Annotated in this window: 19 protein-coding genes; 15 read left to right on the top strand and 4 right to left on the bottom strand. The window is 60.9% G+C overall.

Annotation, left to right across the window (positions count from 1 at the left end; genetic code table 11):
* The first annotated feature begins 87 nt into the window (after positions 1 to 87).
* Both AC0Z4S_RS11055 and AC0Z4S_RS11060 read left to right on the top strand, forming a co-directional pair.
* On the top strand, positions 88 to 573 hold the full coding sequence (locus AC0Z4S_RS11055; RefSeq protein ID WP_485623004.1) for an LEA/WHy family protein: 486 nt from the start codon (positions 88 to 90) through the stop codon (positions 571 to 573).
* 5 nt (positions 574 to 578) lie between these two features.
* Positions 579 to 782 carry an SEC-C metal-binding domain-containing protein gene (locus tag AC0Z4S_RS11060; RefSeq protein ID WP_003198420.1) on the top strand — a complete coding sequence of 68 codons (204 nt, stop codon included), beginning with the start codon at positions 579 to 581 and terminating at the stop codon, positions 780 to 782.
* Between the two features lie 272 nt (positions 783 to 1,054).
* Here the strand turns inward: AC0Z4S_RS11060 and AC0Z4S_RS11065 are convergent, their stop codons facing one another.
* The gene (locus tag AC0Z4S_RS11065; protein WP_485623005.1) at positions 1,055 to 1,612 is read right to left on the bottom strand and encodes a cysteine hydrolase family protein; all 558 of its coding nucleotides are present in this window, start codon (positions 1,610 to 1,612) and stop codon (positions 1,055 to 1,057) included.
* Positions 1,613 to 1,812: 200 nt separating this feature from the next.
* Here AC0Z4S_RS11065 and AC0Z4S_RS11070 point away from each other — a divergent pair, with 200 nt between their 5' ends.
* The 10 genes from AC0Z4S_RS11070 to pdeM all read left to right on the top strand — a co-directional run bounded on the left by AC0Z4S_RS11070 (position 1,813) and on the right by pdeM (position 15,103).
* Positions 1,813 to 4,263, top strand: coding sequence for a penicillin acylase family protein (locus AC0Z4S_RS11070; protein ID WP_485623006.1), 2,451 nt, complete (start codon positions 1,813 to 1,815; stop codon positions 4,261 to 4,263).
* Positions 4,264 to 4,587: 324 nt separating this feature from the next.
* Positions 4,588 to 5,619, top strand: a complete 1,032-nt coding sequence (locus AC0Z4S_RS11075; protein ID WP_485623007.1) for a ligase-associated DNA damage response exonuclease — start codon at positions 4,588 to 4,590, stop codon at positions 5,617 to 5,619.
* Positions 5,616 to 7,304, top strand: a complete 1,689-nt coding sequence (locus tag AC0Z4S_RS11080) for an ATP-dependent DNA ligase (RefSeq protein WP_485623009.1) — start codon at positions 5,616 to 5,618, stop codon at positions 7,302 to 7,304. Before AC0Z4S_RS11075 ends, AC0Z4S_RS11080 begins: the two co-directional genes overlap by 4 nt.
* A 265-nt stretch (positions 7,305 to 7,569) precedes the next feature.
* Positions 7,570 to 8,352: a transporter substrate-binding domain-containing protein gene (locus AC0Z4S_RS11085; RefSeq protein ID WP_042608231.1), complete on the top strand. Its 783-nt coding sequence runs from the start codon at positions 7,570 to 7,572 to the stop codon at positions 8,350 to 8,352.
* Positions 8,353 to 8,408: 56 nt separating this feature from the next.
* Positions 8,409 to 9,137 carry an ABC transporter permease gene (locus tag AC0Z4S_RS11090; RefSeq protein ID WP_016771383.1) on the top strand — a complete coding sequence of 243 codons (729 nt, stop codon included), beginning with the start codon at positions 8,409 to 8,411 and terminating at the stop codon, positions 9,135 to 9,137.
* Complete coding sequence (locus AC0Z4S_RS11095) at positions 9,134 to 9,844, top strand: ABC transporter permease (protein WP_042608233.1); 711 nt, start codon at positions 9,134 to 9,136, stop codon at positions 9,842 to 9,844. The genes AC0Z4S_RS11090 and AC0Z4S_RS11095 overlap by 4 nt, the downstream gene beginning before the upstream one ends.
* A 28-nt stretch (positions 9,845 to 9,872) precedes the next feature.
* Positions 9,873 to 10,991, top strand: a complete 1,119-nt coding sequence (locus AC0Z4S_RS11100; protein ID WP_253499772.1) for a succinylglutamate desuccinylase/aspartoacylase family protein — start codon at positions 9,873 to 9,875, stop codon at positions 10,989 to 10,991.
* A gap of 12 nt (positions 10,992 to 11,003) precedes the next feature.
* Positions 11,004 to 11,768 (top strand): ABC transporter ATP-binding protein, encoded by a 765-nt coding sequence (locus tag AC0Z4S_RS11105; RefSeq protein WP_042608235.1) that lies wholly within the window; start codon positions 11,004 to 11,006, stop codon positions 11,766 to 11,768.
* 195 nt (positions 11,769 to 11,963) lie between these two features.
* The gene (locus AC0Z4S_RS11110; protein ID WP_485623011.1) at positions 11,964 to 14,453 is read left to right on the top strand and encodes a ligase-associated DNA damage response DEXH box helicase; all 2,490 of its coding nucleotides are present in this window, start codon (positions 11,964 to 11,966) and stop codon (positions 14,451 to 14,453) included.
* The gene (gene pdeM, locus AC0Z4S_RS11115) at positions 14,447 to 15,103 is read left to right on the top strand and encodes a ligase-associated DNA damage response endonuclease PdeM (protein WP_485623126.1); all 657 of its coding nucleotides are present in this window, start codon (positions 14,447 to 14,449) and stop codon (positions 15,101 to 15,103) included. Before AC0Z4S_RS11110 ends, pdeM begins: the two co-directional genes overlap by 7 nt.
* A gap of 44 nt (positions 15,104 to 15,147) precedes the next feature.
* On the opposite strand, the gene AC0Z4S_RS11120 is transcribed toward pdeM, so the two are convergent.
* Together AC0Z4S_RS11120 and dcd are read right to left on the bottom strand one after the other, a co-directional pair.
* Complete coding sequence (locus tag AC0Z4S_RS11120; RefSeq protein WP_016771389.1) at positions 15,148 to 15,357, bottom strand: hypothetical protein; 210 nt, start codon at positions 15,355 to 15,357, stop codon at positions 15,148 to 15,150.
* Positions 15,358 to 15,464: 107 nt separating this feature from the next.
* Positions 15,465 to 16,031: a dCTP deaminase gene (gene dcd, locus AC0Z4S_RS11125; RefSeq protein ID WP_007940589.1), complete on the bottom strand. Its 567-nt coding sequence runs from the start codon at positions 16,029 to 16,031 to the stop codon at positions 15,465 to 15,467.
* Between the two features lie 355 nt (positions 16,032 to 16,386).
* On the opposite strand from dcd, the gene AC0Z4S_RS11130 reads away from it, so the two are divergent.
* The gene (locus tag AC0Z4S_RS11130) at positions 16,387 to 16,596 is read left to right on the top strand and encodes a cold-shock protein (RefSeq protein WP_002554837.1); all 210 of its coding nucleotides are present in this window, start codon (positions 16,387 to 16,389) and stop codon (positions 16,594 to 16,596) included.
* 160 nt (positions 16,597 to 16,756) lie between these two features.
* On the opposite strand, the gene AC0Z4S_RS11135 is transcribed toward AC0Z4S_RS11130, so the two are convergent.
* The gene (locus tag AC0Z4S_RS11135; protein ID WP_485623012.1) at positions 16,757 to 17,764 is read right to left on the bottom strand and encodes a DUF481 domain-containing protein; all 1,008 of its coding nucleotides are present in this window, start codon (positions 17,762 to 17,764) and stop codon (positions 16,757 to 16,759) included.
* Positions 17,765 to 17,929: 165 nt separating this feature from the next.
* Between AC0Z4S_RS11135 and AC0Z4S_RS11140 the strand changes: the two genes are divergently transcribed.
* Entirely contained in the window at positions 17,930 to 18,283 is a 354-nt protein-coding gene (locus tag AC0Z4S_RS11140) for an MGMT family protein (protein WP_071174585.1), read from the top strand.
* A gap of 43 nt (positions 18,284 to 18,326) precedes the next feature.
* A complete protein-coding gene (locus AC0Z4S_RS11145) occupies positions 18,327 to 19,886 on the top strand; it encodes an AmpG family muropeptide MFS transporter (protein WP_065615256.1) in 1,560 nt (519 codons plus the stop codon).
* Positions 19,887 to 20,009: the final 123 nt, after the last annotated feature.

The raw sequence follows: 20,009 nt of genomic DNA on the forward strand, positions 1-20,009 counted from the left end.
CCTACGCGGGATTTGCGGTCGCTCTGCAGGAGCTGCCGAAGGCTGCGATCTTTTAGCGTCTAGACTGGCAACAAAGGGAGTACAACCATGCTCGGTCGCCGGCGCACATTACATTTCCTGCTGTTGATGCTGATCGGAAACCTCGGCGGCTGTGCCTCGTGGTTCAGCGATGACAGCGTCGAGCCCGCCGTGCATCTGGTGAAAGTCGAAGTAGTGCGGGCCAAGCTGCTCGAACAGAAATTCATCCTGCACTTTCGCGTCGACAATCCCAACGACAGCGATCTGACCGTGCGCGGCCTCGAATACCGGATTCACCTGGCCGACATGCTGCTCACCGAGGGCGAGCATGAGCACTGGTTTACCGTGGGGCCGAAGCGCAGCGCTTACTTCAAAGTACCGATCCGCACCAACCTGTGGCCGAAGGTCAAACAGGTGGTGAAACTGCTGAAAAATCCTAACCAGCAGATTCCCTATCGATTGCAGGGGGAAATGGAAACCGGTTTATTCATCGCCCACTACGTGCACCTGGAGCGCAATGGCGTGATAATCCCCGCCGATCTAACTCCGGAGTGACCTCGATGACCCAGCAACCTCATGTCCATGGCCCTGACTGCAACCACGATCATGACCACCATCACGATCACGACCATGGCCATGTCCACGGCCCGAACTGCGGCCACGCCCACCAGGAACCGGTGCGCAACGCCCTGAAAGACGTCGGCCGCAACGACCCTTGCCCCTGCGGCAACGGCAAGAAATTCAAGAAGTGCCACGGCGCTTGATGGTTCGGGCGGAGATCGTCTTCGCCTGACACATCGCCTTCGCGAGCAGGCTCGCTCCCACATTCGACCGCGTTCCGTCATTTGAAATGCGATCCCTTGTAGGAGTGAGCCTGCTCGCGATGGGGCCGGCACATTCAACATTGTTGGCGCCTGACACGCCGCTTTCGCGAGCAGGCTCGCTCCCACAGTGAATTGCATTTATTCTGACGAAATGCGGTCGAGTGTGGGAGCGAGCCTGCTCGCGAAGGCGGCGGCGCCTCCACTACAAAACTTCAGCCCGCCGCCAGAATCTGCGAAGAGCCGACCACCGTCGCATACTCCCCATGCAGGTTCCCCAGCGACATCCCGTGCACCTCTTCAGCGGTACGCAACGTGCCGAAATAATCAGCCTTGTCGAAGGTGAAGCACGCATCCTCCGCCACAAACGTATCGAACCCCAGGTTGCCCGCAGTGCGCGCCGTCGACTCAACAGAGTTATTGGTCGCCACACCAACGATGATCAGTTGCCCGATCCCAGCCTCACGCAACTGCGCCTCAAGCCCACTGACACAAAACGCATCCGGCACCTGTTTCTGCACCAGCCATTCCCCGTCCCGAGGAACAAATCGCTCTTGAAACTCCACCCCGTCCTGCTCCGGCCAGAACACCGAATCTGGTGAGCGCGACAAATGCTGCACGTGGATTACCGGGCGCCCGCGCAGGCGCCACAGCGTCAATAACTCAAGCATTCGCTCTTCGGCCTGAGGATTATTCCGCCGCCCCAGACGCGGATGCAGAATGCCTCTCTGCTGGTCGATGATGATCAGCGCAGCGTTGCTTTGCAGCTCCATGACAATCTTTCTCCTGCAAGGTATCGGGATTTTTCTGCAGTTCACCATCAGCGCTTTCCCACAGGCAACTGCCAAGCCTCTGACCGATCAGCCGACAACTGCACAAATAACCACTCGCCCCGCTTGCGCGGCCCTCGCGCCGTCACTAACGTAGCGGCTTTATTGCGCCCCCAGCCTTATACCCCCGCAGGAGCTTCGCCATGGCCTCGCCAGCCCTTACACATTTTCTTCCCCGGTTCGGCGTTGCCGCAGCAGTGGCCGGTGTCCTCGGCCTGTCCGGTTGCCAGACCTGGAATGCCCAGGACAGCCTGCCGCCGACCTCGGGCGTGCAACCGCTCAAGGGGCTGGCGCAGAACGTGTCGGTGCGGCGCAATGCGATGGGAATGCCGTTGATCGAAAGCAACAGCTTCCATGACGCGCTGTTCAGCCTCGGCTATGTTCACGCCAGTGACCGCATCAACCAGATGGTCACCCTGCGCCTGTTGGCTCAGGGCCGGTTGGCGGAAATGTCCGGCGCGTCGATGCTCGATGCCGACCGCTACATGCGCGCGGTCAATCTGAAGAAGAGCGCCGGCGAGCTGTACAAGGCCTCGTCGCCACGCCTCAAACGCTTCTTCGAGGTGTACGCACGGGGCGTCAATGCCTACCTGTTCCGCTACGCCGAAAAGTTGCCGGGCGACCTCGCCGCCAGCGGATACAAGCCGGAATACTGGAAACCGGAAGATTCCGCGCTGATCTTTGCCCTGCTGAATTTCAGCCAGTCGGCCAACCTGCCGGAGGAAATCCAGTCGCTGGTGCTCGCGCAAACCGTGACCACTGACAAACTCGCCTGGCTGAGCCCATCGGCGCCTGACGAAAATCTGCCCGTGGCTGAGGCCGACAAGCTGCAAGGCCTCAAGCTCAACGGACAGATTCCCGGCCTGACAGAGCTGAGCAGCGCCAGCCAGCAACTGTCGGCGCTGAACCTGCTCGGCACACCGACTGCGAACAACTGGGCGATCGCCCCGCAACGCAGCCGCAGCGGCAAAAGCCTGCTGGCCAGCGATGCGCACGGGCCACTGGCCGCGCCGTCGCTGTGGAGTTTCGTGCAGATCCGCGCGCCGAAATATCAGGCTGCCGGCGTCACCGTGGCCGGTTTGCCAATGGTGCTCGGCGGCTTCAACGGCAAAGTGGCGTGGAGCATGACCAGCGTGCTCGGCGACAATCAGGACCTGTTTCTGGAGAAAATCCGCCGTCAGGGCAGCAGCCTGACCTACGAGGTCAACGGCAAATGGCAGCCGCTGGGCGTGCGCAACGAAACCTACTTCGTCAAAGGCCAGCGGCCAATTCGCGAAGCCGTTTACGAAACCCGCCACGGCGCCCTGCTCAACAGTGCCCAGGCAGCGGCGCAGGGCAGCGGTTTCGGCCTCGCCTTGCAGACGCCAAGCTTCACCGACGACAAAACGCTGGATGCCTTCTTCGATCTGACCCGCGCTCAGAATGTCGAGCGCGCTTCGGACGCCAGCCGCGAAATCCGTGCCATTACCCTGAATCTGGTGTTTGCCGATGCGAGCAATATCGGCTGGCAAGTCACCGGGCGCTTCCCCAACCGTCGCGAAGGCGAAGGCCTGCTGCCCTCGCCGGGCTGGGACGGTCGCTACGACTGGGACGGTTACGCCGACCCGATGCTGCACCCCTACGATCAGGACCCGGCCCAAGGCTGGCTCGGCACCGCCAACCAGCGTGTGATCCCCGACGGCTACGGCATGCAGTTGTCGAAATCCTGGGCGGCACCGGAGCGCGGCGAACGCCTGGCGGAAATGGCGGGAGGCGGCAAGCACGACAGCCGCAGCGTGATCGCCATGCAGTACGACCAGACCACCACGTTCGCCGCCAAGCTGAAAAAAGTCTTCGAAGCACCGGGGATGAAGCAACCGCTGAAACAGGCGATCGACGCCCTGCCGGACGCCGAACGCAGCAAGGCTCGCGAAGCCTTCACGCGCTTGATGGCCTTCGACGGCAAGCTCAGCCCGACCTCAGCTGATGCAGCGATTTATGAACTGTTTCTGCAGGAAAGCATGAAGCAGATTTTCCTCGACGAACTGGGGCCCAAGTCGAGCCCGGCGTGGAAAGCCTTTGTTGCCAGCAGCGATCTGTCGTACGCGGCGCAGGCCGATCATCTGCTGGGTCGTGAGGACAGTCCGTTCTGGGACGATGTCCGTACGCCGCAGAAAGAAGACAAATCCGTGATTCTTGCCCGCAGCCTCGCTGCGGCAATCACTGCCGGCGACAGTCAATTGGGCGGCGATCATCGCGCCTGGCAGTGGGGCAAATTGCACAGCTACGCGTGGAAGAACAGCAATGGCCAGACCGTGCGCGGGCCGTTGGCGGCCGGCGGCGATCACACCACGCTGAACAGCTCGGCGTTTGCCTGGGGCCAGGACTTCGTCACCACGCGTGCGCCGTCGATGCGTTTTATCGTCGACTTCGGCCAGAGCGAACCACTGATGGCGCAGAACGGAACGGGTCAGTCGGGCAATCCGCTGAGTCCGAATTACCTGAACGGGATCGATGCCTGGCTCAAGGGTCAGTACATCGGCTTGCCGATGCAGCCGCAGAATTTTGATCGGGTGTATGGCAAGACGCGGTTGACCCTGACTCCTGGAAAATAGAGCGAAGATCAACAGCCCCTAACCCTCTCCCGGAGGGAGAGGGGACTGATTGGGGGATGCTGCAGACTTACGCCGACCTGAACGTGCAGCGCCGAATCCGGAACTGGCTCGGTTCGTGTTTTTCCACATCCGGATTTGCTCGGCTCTTGCCGTGCCGAAGCCATAATCGACTCGGTTTTTCAGGTCGATATCACTCGCTATACACCTCACCCCAGCCCTCTCCCTCCGGGAGAGGGCTGGGGTGAGGGTAGCGCTTCAAAGCCGATCGAACTTCCAGCCTCACGCCCGCCTCATAGCTAACAAGCCCCCCATTCCGGTCACGACATGGATCTTGTTATCGCCCGACCTGAAGGTCTCTACTGCCCCGCCGGGGATTTCTATATCGATCCGTGGCGGCCGGTCGAGCGTTCGGTGATCACCCATGCCCATGGTGATCACGCGCGCACCGGCAACCAGCATTATCTGTCGAGCAGCGCCAGCGCCGGGATTCTGCGTGCGCGTCTGGGTCAGGATATCCAGTTGCAAACCCTCGACTACGGCCAGCGCCTGACCCACCACGGCGTCACCCTGAGCTTTCACCCCGCCGGGCATGTCCTCGGTTCGGCGCAGGTGCGTCTGGAATACGGCGGCGAAGTCTGGGTCGCATCGGGCGATTACAAGGTTGAGCCGGATGGCACCTGCACCCCATTCGAACCGGTGCGCTGCCACACTTTCATCACCGAATCGACCTTCGGCCTGCCGATCTATCGCTGGCAGCCGCAGGCGCAGATCTTTGATGAGATCAATCAGTGGTGGGCGGCCAATATCGCCTCCGGCAAGGCCAGCGTGCTGTTTTGCTATTCCTTCGGCAAGGCCCAGCGGATTCTCCACGGCATCGACGAAACCCTCGGGCCGATCCTCAGCCACGGTGCGGTCGAACCGTTGAACCGCGTCTACCGCGACGCTGGCGTGTACCTGCCGCCGACGCTTTACGCCGGTGACGTGAAAAAAAGCGATCCGATCATGCGTCAGGCGCTGGTCATCGCTCCGCCGTCGGCGGGCGGCAGCACGTGGATGCGCCGTTTCGGCGATTTCAGCGATGCCTTTGCCAGCGGCTGGATGCGCCTGCGTGGTACCCGGCGGCGGCGCGGCGTCGATCGCGGTTTCGTGCTGTCCGATCACGCCGACTGGCCCGGTCTGCTCTGGGCGATCAACCAGACCGGCGCAGAACGGGTGATGGTCACCCACGGCTCGATCGGCGTGCTCGTGCGCCATTTGCGCGAACAGGGCCTCGATGCCCAAGGCTTCACCACCGAATACGGCGATGACGAAGAAGACATCGCCGTCGAACCCACCGTTGCCGAGACTTCCCCATGAAAGCCTTCGCCGAGTTATATGCCGAACTCGATGCGACCACGTCGAGCAACGCCAAGCTGGCGGCAATGCAGGCCTACTTCGCGCAGGCCGCGCCGGAAGATGCCGCATGGGCAGTGTATTTCCTCTCCGGGGGTCGGCCGCGCCAGCTGGTGCCGGTGCGCATCCTCCGTGAACTCGCGGTGGAAGTTTCGGGGTTGGAGCCGTGGTTGTTCGAAGAAAGCTATCAGGCCGTCGGCGATCTGGCCGAGACGATTTCCTTGGTGCTACCGGAAAATTCGCACAGCTCCGAGGCCGGTCTAGCCGAATGGATCGAAGACAAGCTGCTGCCATTGCGCGGTGAAACGCCGGAGTATCTGGCGCGGCAACTGCCGATGTTTTGGGCACAGCTGGATCGGCCGAGCCTGATGCTGTGTATCAAGCTGATCACTGGCAGCTTCCGCGTCGGCGTGTCGAAGTTGCTGGTCACCCGCGCCCTCGCCTCAATGGCGGGACTGGACAGCAAACGCGTGGCCCAGCGTCTGGTCGGGTATACCGATCTGTCGAACCGGCCGAACGCCGCGAGTTACCTGAAACTCATCGCTCCTGAATCGGCTGACGAACACGCCCAGCGCGGCGGTCAGCCCTACCCGTTCTTTCTCGCCCACGCCTTGGCGCAACCGGTCGAGGAATTCGAAGCCCTGCTCGGTCCGGCCAGCGACTGGCAGGTGGAATGGAAGTGGGACGGCATCCGTGCGCAAGTGGTCAAACGCGACGGCAAGCTGTGGGTGTGGTCGCGCGGCGAGGAACTGGTGACCGAGCGCTTCCCCGAATTCGATGTGCTGGTGCACGGCTTGCCCGATGGCACGGTGATCGACGGTGAAATCGTCGTGTGGAAGAGCACCCATCCGACCACCGAAGACGCCTTCGATCCGCAATCCGATGAGCCGCCAGCGGTGCAACCGTTCGCCCTGCTGCAACAGCGCATCGGTCGCAAGACGCTGGACAAGAAGATTCTTGAAGAAGTGCCGGTGGTGGTGCTCGCCTACGACCTGCTGGAATGGCAGGGCGAGGACTGGCGCAATCAGCCGCAGGTCAAACGCCGTACGCAACTCGAGGAAGTGATCGCGCGCTGCAACAGCCCGGTGCTGCTGCCCTCCCCTGTACTCACCGGCGAAGACTGGCTCGACCTCGGCCGCCAGCGCGAGGCGTCACGCAAACTCGGCGTCGAAGGCATGATGCTCAAGGCGCGCGATTCCTTGTATGGGGTTGGTCGGACCAAGGACATGGGCGTGTGGTGGAAGTGGAAGGTCGATCCTTTCAGCGTCGACGCCGTGCTGATTTACGCTCAGCGCGGACATGGCCGCCGCGCCAGTCTGTACAGCGATTACACCTTCGCCGTGTGGGATGGCCCGCCCGAATCCAGCCAACGCTCGCTGGTGCCGTTCGCCAAGGCCTATTCGGGGCTGACCGATGAAGAGATGCGCCAGGTCGACAGCATCGTGCGCAAGACCACGGTGGAGAAATTCGGCCCGGTGAGCAGCGTGAAACCGAGTCTGGTATTCGAACTGGGCTTCGAGGGCATCGCCCTGTCGCGCCGCCACAAGAGCGGCATCGCCGTGCGTTTCCCGCGCATGCTGCGCTGGCGCAAGGACAAGACCGTCGAAGAAGCCGACAGCCTCGCTACCCTGCAAGACCTGTTGGCGTAATCCATATCCCAGACAACGCTGGACGCAATGGATCGTTCCCACGCTCTGCGTGGGAACGATCAGTCATCCGGGCGCCAAAACAGTGCAGAAATTTTCAGTCAACCTTCCCGCCGCACCAAATACTCTCCTGCCCCTGTGCTACAACCTTTTAAAACACCTGTTCGGCACTCTGGTTCGGAAATTGCTACTTTCTATAGGTCGTAAGCGTTGCAGTAACATTAATTCTGCGCCACAAGCGCTCATATTGGTTCTTAGGGATTGAATAATGAAAAAAGCATTGCTGACCCTTTCTGCACTGGCGTTGTGCATGGCCGCCGGCTCGGCGCTGGCCAAGGAATACAAAGAGCTGCGCTTTGGCGTTGACCCTTCGTACGCACCGTTCGAGTCGAAAGCGGCCGACGGCAGCCTGGTCGGGTTCGATATCGACCTGGGCAACGCGATCTGCGCCGAACTGAAGGTCAAGTGCAAGTGGGTCGAAAGCGATTTCGACGGCATGATTCCGGGCCTCAAGGCCAACAAGTTCGACGGTGTGATCTCGTCGATGACCGTGACCCCGGCCCGCGAGAAGGTCATCGACTTCTCCAGCGAGCTGTTTTCCGGCCCGACCGCTTACGTATTCAAAAAGGGCTCCGGCATCACCGCCGACGTCGCTTCGCTCAAGGGCAAAACCGTTGGCTATGAGCAAGGCACCATTCAGGAAGCCTACGCCAAAGCCGTGCTGGACAAGGCCGGCGTGAAAACCCAGGCCTATCAGAACCAGGATCAGGTGTATTCCGACCTGACTTCCGGCCGTCTCGATGCTGGTATCCAGGACATGCTGCAAGCCGAACTGGGCTTTCTGAAGTCGCCGAAAGGCGCCGATTACGAAATCAGCCAGCCTGTCGACAGCGAATTGCTGCCCGCCAAGACGGCTGTCGGTATCAAGAAAGGTAACACTGAGCTGAAGGCGCTTTTGGATAAAGGTATCAAAGCGTTACACGACGACGGCAAATACGCCGAGATTCAAAAGAAACACTTTGGCGACCTGAATCTGTACAGCGGCAAATAATGCCCCGGCGCCCATCCTCGATGGGCGCCTTTTCCATCCGCTCAGGTTGCTGATTTATGTTTGAAACCCTCCTGCAAAATCTGGGGCTGGCCTCGTTCAGTCTGCAGGGCTTCGGCCCGTTGCTGCTGCAAGGCACCTGGATGACCATCAAATTATCGGCGATGTCGCTGCTGGTGGCCGTGTTGCTCGGCCTGCTCGGCGCCAGTGCCAAACTGTCGAAAGTCAAACTGGTGCGCCTGCCCGCGCAGCTCTACACCACCCTGATTCGCGGCGTGCCGGACCTGGTGCTGATGCTGTTGATCTTCTACAGCCTGCAAACCTGGTTGACCTCGCTGACCGACTACATGGAATGGGAATACATCGAGATCGACCCGTTCAGCGCTGGCGTGCTGACGCTGGGCTTCATTTATGGCGCGTATTTCACCGAGACCTTTCGTGGCGCGATCCTCGCGGTGCCGCGAGGTCAGGTCGAAGCCGCCACCGCCTATGGCCTCAAACGCGGCCAGCGGTTTCGCTTCGTGGTGTTTCCGCAGATGATGCGCTTCGCCCTGCCGGGCATCGGCAACAACTGGATGGTCATGCTCAAGGCCACCGCGCTGGTGTCGATCATTGGCCTGGCCGATCTGGTCAAGGCCGCCCAGGATGCCGGTAAAAGCACCTATCAACTGTTCTACTTCCTGGTTCTCGCCGCCTTGATCTATCTGCTGATCACCAGTGCTTCGAACTTCATCCTGCGCTGGCTCGAACGCCGCTACGCCGCCGGTGCCCGGGAGGCCGTACGATGATCGAACTCCTGCAGGAATACTGGAAAGCTTTCCTTTATACCGACGGCCAGAACATCACCGGGCTGGCGATGACGATGTGGCTGCTGACCGCCTCGATCGGCATCGGCTTCATCGTCTCGATTCCGCTGTCGATCGCCCGGGTTTCGCCGCACTTCTACATACGCTGGCCGGTGCAGTTCTACACCTACCTGTTCCGTGGCACGCCGCTGTATATCCAGTTGCTGATCTGCTACACCGGCATCTACAGCCTCGCCGCCGTGCGCGAACAGCCGATCCTCGACAGCTTCTTTCGCGATGCGATGAACTGCACGATCCTCGCTTTCGCTCTCAACACCTGCGCGTACACCACGGAGATTTTCGCCGGGGCGATTCGCAGCATGAACCACGGCGAAGTCGAAGCGGCCAAGGCCTACGGCCTGACCGGCTGGAAGTTGTACGCGTACGTGATCATGCCGTCAGCCCTGCGCCGTTCGTTGCCTTACTACAGCAACGAAGTGATCCTGATGCTGCACTCGACCACCGTGGCATTCACCGCGACCATTCCGGATATTCTGAAAGTCGCGCGGGACGCCAACTCGGCAACCTTCCTGACCTTCCAGTCGTTTGGCATCGCCGCGCTGATCTACCTGACCATCACTTTTGCGCTGGTCGGCCTGTTCCGCCTCGCCGAACGCCGCTGGCTGGCCTTCCTCGGGCCAACTCACTAGCACCGGGTTCAGAGATAAAGAGAGAAAAATGCGCCACCAGATCCATGACTTGCTGGCCCCGCTGCCGGGGACCGCACGGCAGATTCACAGCTTCCACTTCGGCCCACAGCAGGCCAAGGGCAAGGTTTACATTCAAGCTTCGCTGCACGCCGATGAACTGCCGGGCATGCTGGTCGCCTGGCACCTCAAGCAGCGTCTGGCCGAGCTGGAAGCCACTGGCCGCCTGCGTAGCGAAATCGTCCTGGTGCCAGTGGCCAACCCGGTCGGCCTCGAACAAGTGCTGATGGACGTGCCGCTGGGCCGTTACGAACTGGAGAGCGGGCAGAATTTCAACCGCTGGTTCGTCGACCTCAGCGAAGAAATCGGCAACGCTATCGAAGGCCAACTGAATGACGATGCGCAGCACAACCTCGAACTGATCCGCACCAGCCTGCGCAACGCCCTTGCCCGCCAGACGCCAACCACGCAACTGCAGTCCCAGCGCCTGACCCTGCAACGCCTGGCCTGCGATGCCGACATGGTGCTGGATTTGCACTGCGACTTCGAATCGGTGGTGCACCTGTACACCACGCCCGAGGCATGGCCGCAGGTTGAACCTTTGGCGCGCTACATCGAAGCCCAGGCCAGCCTGCTCGCTACCGACTCCGGCGGCCAATCCTTCGACGAATGCTTCACCCTGCTCTGGTGGCAATTGCGCGAGCGCTTCGGCGAGCACTTCGAGATTCCCCTGGGCAGTTTCTCGGTGACCGTCGAATTGCGCGGCCAGGGTGACGTCAATCACCCGCTGGCCAGCCGCGATTGTCAGGCATTGATCGATTACCTGATCCAGTTCGACGCTATCGTCGGCGAGACCAAACCGCAACCGCCGCTGCCGTACCCGGCCACGCCGCTGGCCGGTGTCGAACCGGTCACGACGCCCGTCGGCGGCCTGCTGGTGTACTGCGCCACGCCCGGTCAATACCTGGAAGCCGGGCAGCAGATCGCCGAAGTCATCGACCCGATCCACGACAAGGTCACCCCCATTCATTGCACCGCCGCCGGCCTGCTGTACGCGCGCTCGCTGCGGCGCATGGCCACTGCCGGCATGGTCATCGCCCACGTCGCGGGCGCCGAAGCCTATCGCAGCGGCTACCTACTTTCGCCTTGAGGATGCTCGTCCATGTACAAACTGACCGTTGAAGGCCTGCACAAAAGCTATGGCGATCATCAGGTGCTCAAAGGCGTTTCGCTCAAGGCCAGAACCGGCGACGTGATCAGCCTGATCGGCGCCAGCGGCTCGGGCAAAAGCACCTTTTTGCGCTGCATCAATTTTCTCGAACAACCGAATGATGGCGCCATGAGCCTCGATGGCCAGGCGATCCGCATGGTCACTGACCGCCACGGCATGCACGTCGCCGACGCCAACGAACTGCAACGCCTGCGCACACGGCTGGCGATGGTGTTCCAGCATTTCAATCTGTGGAGCCACATGACCGTGCTGGAAAACATCACCATGGCGCCGCGCCGGGTGCTGGGTTGCAGCAAGCAGGAGGCCGAGGATCGCGCCCGGCGTTATCTGGACAAGGTCGGCTTGCCGGCGCGGGTGGCCGATCAATATCCGGCGTTTCTCTCCGGCGGCCAGCAACAGCGCGTGGCGATCGCCCGGGCACTGGCGATGGAACCGGAAGTCATGCTGTTCGACGAACCGACCTCGGCGCTCGATCCGGAACTGGTCGGTGAAGTGTTGAAAGTGATTCAGGGCCTGGCCGAAGAAGGCCGGACGATGATCATGGTGACGCATGAGATGAGTTTTGCGCGCAAGGTGTCGAATCAGGTGCTGTTTCTGCATCAGGGTCTGGTGGAAGAAGAAGGCGCGCCCGAGGAAGTGCTGGGCAATCCCAAGAGTGAACGCCTGAAGCAGTTCCTCAGCGGTAACCTTAAATAAGGTTGGCACCCGACCCTGTGTGGGAGCGAGCCTGCTCGCGAAAGCGGTTTATCAGTCAACATCATTGTTGAATGTGCAATCGCATTCGCGAGCAGGCTCGCTCCCACAGGGGGAATTCCATCGACCGACAAAGTTAAACTTGTCGCCCCGCTTCGCTGTCTCTGAAACAACACCTCCAGAGCGCACGCAGCCGGCATGGCGAAATCCCCCGACTTTGCAAAAACCTGGTTCAGCGCCCGCGACTGGAAGCCGTTCGCCTTTCAGAAACAGGTGTGGGCGGCGGTGAAAAACGGCGAATCCGGCTTGCTCCACGCCAGCACCGGCGCCGGCAAAACTTATGCGGTGTGGTTTGCCGCGCTCAATCGCTTCGCCCGCTTGCAGCCGCCCGTCGCCACGCCACGCAAACGCAAACCGCCGGCCGAACCGCTGACGGTGCTGTGGATCACGCCGATGCGCGCCCTCGCCGCCGACACTGCCCGCGCGCTGCAAAGCCCGGTCGATGATTTGCAGATTCCATGGTCCATCGGCCTGCGCACCGGCGACACCAGCAGCAGCGAACGCGCCCGTCAGGGCCGGCGTCTGCCAACCACGCTGATCACCACACCCGAAAGCCTGACCCTGCTGCTCGCCCGCGCCGATGCGCGCACGGCGTTGTCGACCCTGCGCATGATCGTCGTTGACGAATGGCACGAATTGCTCGGCAACAAACGCGGCGTGCAACTGCAACTGGCCCTCGCCCGCCTGCGTCACTGGCAGCCGGAACTGATCGTCTGGGGCGTTTCCGCCACCCTCGGTAATCAATCCCACGCCGAGCAAGTGCTGATCCCACAGGGCGGCGGCGTGAGTGTTCAGGGCAAAAGCGAAAAAACCCTGCAGGTCGACACTTTGCTCCCACCCGCCACCGAGCGTTTTCCGTGGGCCGGGCACATCGGTCTGAAGATGCTCCCGCAAGTGGTGGCCGAACTTGACGCCTGCGCCAGCAGCCTGGTGTTCACCAACACCCGCGCGCAATCGGAGATCTGGTATCAGGCGCTGCTCGAAGCGCGGCCGGACTGGGCCGGATTGATCGCGCTGCACCACAGCTCACTGTCCCGTGAGACCCGCGACTGGGTCGAACAGGCGCTGAAAAATGGCCAATTGAAAGCCGTGGTGTGCACCTCGAGCCTGGATCTGGGCGTGGATTTTCTTCCGGTCGAGCGCGTGCTGCAGATCGGCTCGGCAAAAGGCGTCGCGCGTTTGATGCAACGTGCCGGGCGCTCCGGCCACGCGCCGGGGCGCACCTCGCGGGTGACGCTGGTGCCGACCCACAGCCTTGAACTGATCGAAGCGGTCGCCGCCCGCGATGCCGTCGAGCAACGGCGCATCGAGCCGCGGCTGTCACCGCACAAGCCGCTGGATGTACTGGTCCAGCATTTGGTCAGCATGGCCCTTGGCGGTGGCTTTATTCCTGAAGACTTGTACGAAGAAGTCCGCGGCGCCTGGGCCTATCGGGACCTGACAGCGGCGGATTGGGCCTGGGCGCTGGCATTCGTACGCCATGGCGGGATGTCTCTTACAGCGTATCCGGATTACCGCCGGGTCGAGCCGGACGAACACGGCGTCTGGCGCGTGCCGGATGCGCGTCTGGCGCGGCGCCATCGCATGAGCATCGGCACCATCGTCAGCGACGCGAGCATCAACCTGAAATTCTGGAGCAAGGGCGGCGGCGGCAAACAGCTGGGCAGCGTCGAGGAAGGCTTTATCGCGCGACTGAAACCCGGCGATGGTTTCCTCTTCGCCGGCCGCTTGCTGGAGCTGGTGCGGGTAGAAAACATGACCGCGTACGTCAAACGCAGCACCGCGAAAAAAGCCGCCGTGCCACGCTGGAATGGCGGGCGCATGCCGTTATCCAACGAACTGGCCGAAGCGGTGGTGGCGCGTTTCAGCGCCGCCGCTCAAGGTCATTTCAACGGCCCGGAGATGCACGCGCTGCGGCCGTTGCTGGAAACGCAGATACGCTGGTCTGGGTTGCCCACCACGGAAAATCTCCTGGCCGAAGTGCTGAAATCCCGCGAAGGCTGGCACCTTTTCCTCTATCCATTCGCCGGGCGCCAGGTGCATCTGGGACTGGCAAGCTTGCTGGCGTGGCGCGTCAGTCAGCGGCAACCGGTGACCTTCTCGATCGCAGTGAATGACTACGGCCTGGAATTGCTCAGCGCCACGCCGGTGGACTGGGCCACCCATCTCGACGCACACCTGTTCAATGCCGATGACCTGTTGCTCGACGTGCTGGCCAGTCTCAATGCCGGCGAACTGGCATTGCGCCGCTTCCGTGAAATCGCGCGGATCGCCGGGCTAGTGTTCGCCGGCTATCCGGGCGCACCAAAAAGCACCCGCCAGGTACAGGCGTCGAGCGGCTTGTTTTTCCAGGTGTTCAAACAATACGACGCCGACAACCTGCTGCTGGCCCAGGCCGGGGAAGAAGTCTTACGTGAAGAACTGGATATTCGTCGTCTGGAACAGACGTTGGAGCGCATCAATCAGATGAAACTGGACGTGCATCAGGTTAAACGTCCTACACCATTGGGGTTCCCGCTGTTGGTGGAGCGGATGCGCGAAAGCATGAGTTCGGAAAAACTGGCTGACAGGATCAGAAGAATGGTCGGTGACCTGGAAAAAACCGCTGATAACGGGAAATCATCGTGAGCGCATACCCGGTGCGCCTGGCGGGCGAAGAGTTGTGGTTGCTGCCGGAGAAAGCGCTGTACTGGCCCGCGCAGGAGGCGTTGCTGATCGCCGATGTGCATTTCGGCAAAGCGGCGGCCTATCGCAGCCTCGGCCAGCCAGTGCCGCATGGCACGACGGCGAGCAACATCGAGGTAATCGACGCGTTGCTGGCGCGGTTGCCGTGTCGCCAGTTGATTTTCCTTGGGGACTTCCTGCATGGGCCTGGCTCCCATGTCCCCACCACACTGAATGCGCTGGCAGAATGGCGCGCGCGGCACGCCGACCTGCCGATGACACTGATTCGCGGCAACCACGACAAACGCGCCGGTGACCCTCCGGCCTCGCTGAATATTCGCGTAGTGCCAGAGCCGCTGCTACTCGGGCCGTTCGCCCTGCAGCATGAGCCCGATCCGCATCCCGAGCGGCACGTGCTCGCGGGCCACGTGCATCCGGTTTATCGATTGCACGGCAAAGGTCGGCAGAGCCTGCGCCTGGCCTGTTTCAGGTTGGGCGAGCGCATCAGCCTGATGCCGGCGTTCGGTGCGTTTACCGGCGGCTATCAGGTCGAGCGCGACGACAGTTGCAAAGTCTTCGTGATCGGCGACAACGAAATATGGCCCGTCAGTTAGATCGCAAATCGATCGGACTGACGGGCCATACTCATGACAGTGGATCAGGCGACAGGCGCCGGAGGCGGTTCGTCCGGCAGCGTTGGTTCACCTGGTTCGGTTGGTTGTTCGTTGGGAGTATCGGGATCAGGCTGGCCAGGCACGCCACCGCTCAGGCTCAACGACGGATTCGCCAATAGCGACCAGGCCAGGACGCCTATCTGATTGGGCTCAAGCCTTGCCAGTTCAGCGCTGATTCGCGGGTCGATCTTCATAGGGCACTCCTCAGTGAAGGCCCGGATTTGTGTGTAACAAAAACGGGCAGTACACCCCATAGAGTGTCTGCCCGCCAAAGAATTCCCGACATCCGTCGGATGGTCGATCAGGTACGCGGCAAGGTCACGCCACGCTGGCCCTGGTACTTGCCGCCACGATCCTTGTAGGAAACTTCACATTCCTCGTCGGATTCAAGGAAGAGCATCTGCGCCACGCCTTCGTTGGCGTAGATTTTCGCCGGCAGGTTGGTGGTGTTGGAGAATTCCAGGGTCACGTGACCTTCCCACTCAGGTTCGAGCGGAGTGACGTTGACGATGATGCCGCAGCGCGCGTAGGTGCTTTTACCGAGGCAGATGGTCAGCACGTTGCGCGGAATACGGAAATACTCGACGGTGCTGGCCAGGGCGAAGGAGTTCGGCGGGATGATGCAGACATCGCTGTGGATGTCGACAAAGCTGCCTGCGTCGAAATTCTTCGGATCGACGATCGCCGAGTTGATGTTGGTGAACACCTTGAAGTGGTTGGTGCAACGCACATCGTAGCCGTAGCTCGACACGCCGTAGGAAATCACCCGGCTGTCGTCGCTGCCGCGCATCTGGCGCTCGACGAACGGTTCGATCATGCCGTGTTCCTGCGCCATGCGGCGAATCCACTTGTCCGATTTGATGCTCATGGCGGGTTTGTCCTGAATAGCGAGGTGGAAAAATTCTGTCCGGCATCTTACCGGGCGCGTCGCCGCGATCAAAGTGCGCAACGCAATTCTCGGCGAACACCCCGTATTTACGCGATGTGGCGACGAACAGTCGCACCGCCGATCCCTAAAACACAGAATCCTTTGCAAGAAACATTGGCACGTTCCGGAAAAAGGGTTAAGGTGGCGTCACTGTGTTGCTTGTGTCACTGAGAATCTCTACACGATATGTTGAATTTCGATCCAACCATCTACAAGAATTTTTCCTGCTCTTTGCACTCAGTCTCGGCCAGGGTTCTTCCTGAGTCGCAGTTATCTTTGTTCAAGGAGTTACACCATGTCTAATCGCCAAACCGGTACCGTTAAGTGGTTCAACGATGAAAAAGGCTTCGGCTTCATCACTCCACAATCCGGTGACGACCTGTTCGTTCACTTCAAAGCTATCCAATCCGACGGCTTCAAAAGCCTGAAAGAAGGCCAACAGGTTTCTTTCATCGCTACCCGCGGTCAGAAAGGCATGCAAGCTGAAGAAGTACAAGTTATCTAACTTGTAGCTTCTTTAGAAAAGAGCCCCGCCCTTAAAAGCGGGGCTTTTTTGTGGGCGTCTGTTTTTTCCTGGCGCAAAAAAGATCGCAGCCTTCGGCAGCTCATACAGGATTTGATACTCGCCCTGTAGGGGCTGCCGAAGGCTGCGATCTTTTGCTTCGTTACCAGGCCACGCCAAACCCTGCGGTATAACGGGTCTTGTTCAAATCGGCATCGTTGGTGCCGCTGATGATGTCGCGCTCGGCTTTGAGGTTGAGCGAAGCCCAGTCGGTGACCTTGTAGCGCAGGCCCATTTCGGCATCCAGGGCGTAATCGGCAACGCCGGACAACGGCTTGCCGACTTCGCCATTGGTGAAGAACTCGACCTTCTTGCCGATCAGGTAGCGGTTGTAGTCCCACTTCATCGCGACGGAATAGAAGTTGTCCTTGCTGCCATCGCGGTACTCGTAATCGGTGCGGTTGAGCAACGAACCCAGCGAGAACGCGCCCAGTTCGTCGTCCCAGAACTGGTAGCCCGGACCAGTACCGACCACACGCTGACGCGCCAGCTCTTCGATGTGATCACGCTTGTAGTTGATGCGCCCCTGCCAGAACCACTGATCGGTGAGGAAGCGGTCGAGGGAATATTCGGCGCGCCAGTTGTTGGTGGTGGTTTCCGCATCCTGCACTTCGCGGTTGTACTCGCCCTCGGCTATATGCCGCCAGCGACCATGGCGAGCGGAAGTCTTGAAGCCAACATCGTAGTCGTCGGTGTCCTTTTCGGCGCGCTGATAGTCCAGTGCCAGGTCGACGTTGCCCTTCCACACCAGGTCGGTGACGATCGGCTTGGGTTTGAGTATCTGCTGAATGCTCGCCAGCTCGACTGTCTTGGGCGCCTCGCCATTGGCCAGGGTGACTTTGCCGTCGTCGGCCGCCGTGAGCGATTTCGACACTTCGCCGGCATAGGCGTCCTGCTTCACCAGCAAGTGCTGATCGCTGTCGAGGGTCTTGACCTCTTTCCAGTCAATTGCCACCGCACCGGCGTATTTGGTCTGGATCAACAGCTTGCCGCCGTCGAAGACCGTGATAGTGCCACTCAGCTTGTCGCCGTTTTTCAACCAGACGGTGTCGGCAAGCAGGGGCGTGGACGTGCTGAAAACAGCAAGGCACAACAAGGTTCTGGGGAACATAAGCAGACCGGGGGCTCAGAGTTGGCGAAAAGGGTCGGCATTATCCGTAGGATTTTGCCCATGACAAGGACTGACCGGACTATTTCAATTGAGTTCATTTCTCAACTGCGCCCCGAGCGATTACGCTTGTCGCCATCGTCACGCCAATGCTCAGGAGCCGCTTACGTGAAAGACCCGCTCGACAGCGTCGAAAACGATGCGCAAATCCGACGCACGGCGCTCTACTCGACACTCGCGCAAGTGCCCGAAGGCAAAGTCGTCAGTTATGGACAGCTGGCCGAACTGGCGGGACTGGGCCGCGCCGCGCGCTGGGTCGGGCGCACCCTGAGCCAGTTGCCCGGCGACACCAGGCTGCCCTGGCACCGCGTGCTCGGCGCCGGTGGGCGCATCAGCCTGCCGGTCGGCAGCCCTTCCGGTGACGAACAACGTGCGCGATTGCGCATGGAAGGCATCACCGTCCAGAACAATCGTGTGGATATTCGGCGCCATGGCTGGCGTCCGGTAGAGCACAGCGGTTAGAGTGCGCGCTTTGTTTTCGCAATTTTGAGGCAGACTTCAGCCCATGCCCCGTAAAACCTGGCGCGCCGCGCTCGCCGCCTATGCCAGTCCTTCGACGCTCGTGCTGTTGTTGCTCGGTTTTGCCGCCGGCCTGCCGTACATGCTGGTGTTCTCGACGCTCTCCGTATGGCTGCGTGAAGCGGGCGTAGCCCGTGAAACCATCGGCTATGCCAGCCTGATCGGCCTGGCCTATGCGTTCAAATGGGTCTGGTCACCGCTGCTCGACCAATGGCGCCTGCCGTTGCTGGGCAAACTCGGCCGTCGCCGTTCCTGGCTGGTGCTGTCCCAGGCACTGGTGATTCTCGGCCTGATCGGCATGGGGTTCTGTGATCCGCAGAAGCATTTGTCCTGGCTGATCGCGATTGCCGTGGTCGTCGCTTTTGCCTCAGCCACGCAAGACATCGCGGTCGACGCCTATCGTCTGGAAATCGCCGATGACAGCCGCCAGGCCGCCCTCGCCGCCAGCTACATGTCCGGTTACCGCGTCGCCGCCCTGCTCGCCACCGCTGGCGCGCTGTTCTTCGCCGAAGGTTTTGGCTCGACCGGTTTCAACTATAAGCACGCGGCGTGGACCGGCACCTATGTGCTGTTCGGCGCATTGATGGTGCCCGCGCTGCTGACCACGCTGTTCATGCGTGAGCCGCCGGTGCCGCTGCGCACGCAGTTGCAGGCCGGGCGCTACACGTTCATGCATCAACTGATGTCGGTGTTCGTGCTGATCGTTTTGCTGGTTTCCGTACCGGCGATGTTCACCCAGCTGTACAACACTGATTTCGCTGGCGTGCTGTTCGGCGACATGAGCCCGCTCGACCTGCTGCTCGAAGATCGCGCGTTCCTTCGCGCCATTCTCTATACGCTGCTGACGGGAATGTGCCTGTCGGCCATGGGCCGGCGTGGACTGGCGCCGGTGCTGACGCCGGTCAATGACTTCATTCTGCGTTACCGCTGGCAGGCGCTGTTGCTGCTGGGCCTGATCGCCACCTATCGCATGTCCGACACGGTGATGGGCGTGATGGCCAACGTGTTCTACATCGACCAGGGCTTCACCAAGGATCAGATCGCCAGCGTCAGCAAGATCTTCGGCCTGATCATGACCCTCGTCGGCGCCGGCATGGGCGGCCTGTTGATCGTGCGCTTCGGTATTCTGCCGATCCTGTTTATCGGCGGCGTGGCTTCGGCGGCGACCAACCTGCTGTTCGTGATGCTCGCGGACATGGGCCCGAACCTGCAAATGCTGGTGGTGACCATTTCCCTCGACAACTTCAGCTCGGGCCTGGCGACTTCGGCGTTCGTCGCTTATCTGTCGAGCCTGACCAACCTGAAGTTCTCCGCCACACAATATGCTTTGCTCAGCTCGATCATGTTGCTGCTGCCGCGCTTGATGGGCGGCTATTCCGGCGTGCTGGTCGAGAAATTCGGTTATCACAGCTTCTTCCTCATCACCGCCCTGCTCGGCGTGCCGACGCTGCTGCTGATTGCGCTGCACTGGTTTCAGGAGCGCCGCCGCGAAGGCCCGACACCTACGCCTGAGCCTGCACCGACGCCCGTCACCGAAGAATCGTAGGACGCGTCGCCAGTGGCAGGAGGAATCCCGCCGCTGGCGTCCTCCGCCGGCCACACTTCTGTACGTCAGCAAAACTCGCCGGTACACTGCTCCGTCATTTCCAGTCATAGCAACCGACAACGG

The organism is Pseudomonas sp. 1L-B-1-E-C1 (assembly GCF_057291835.1).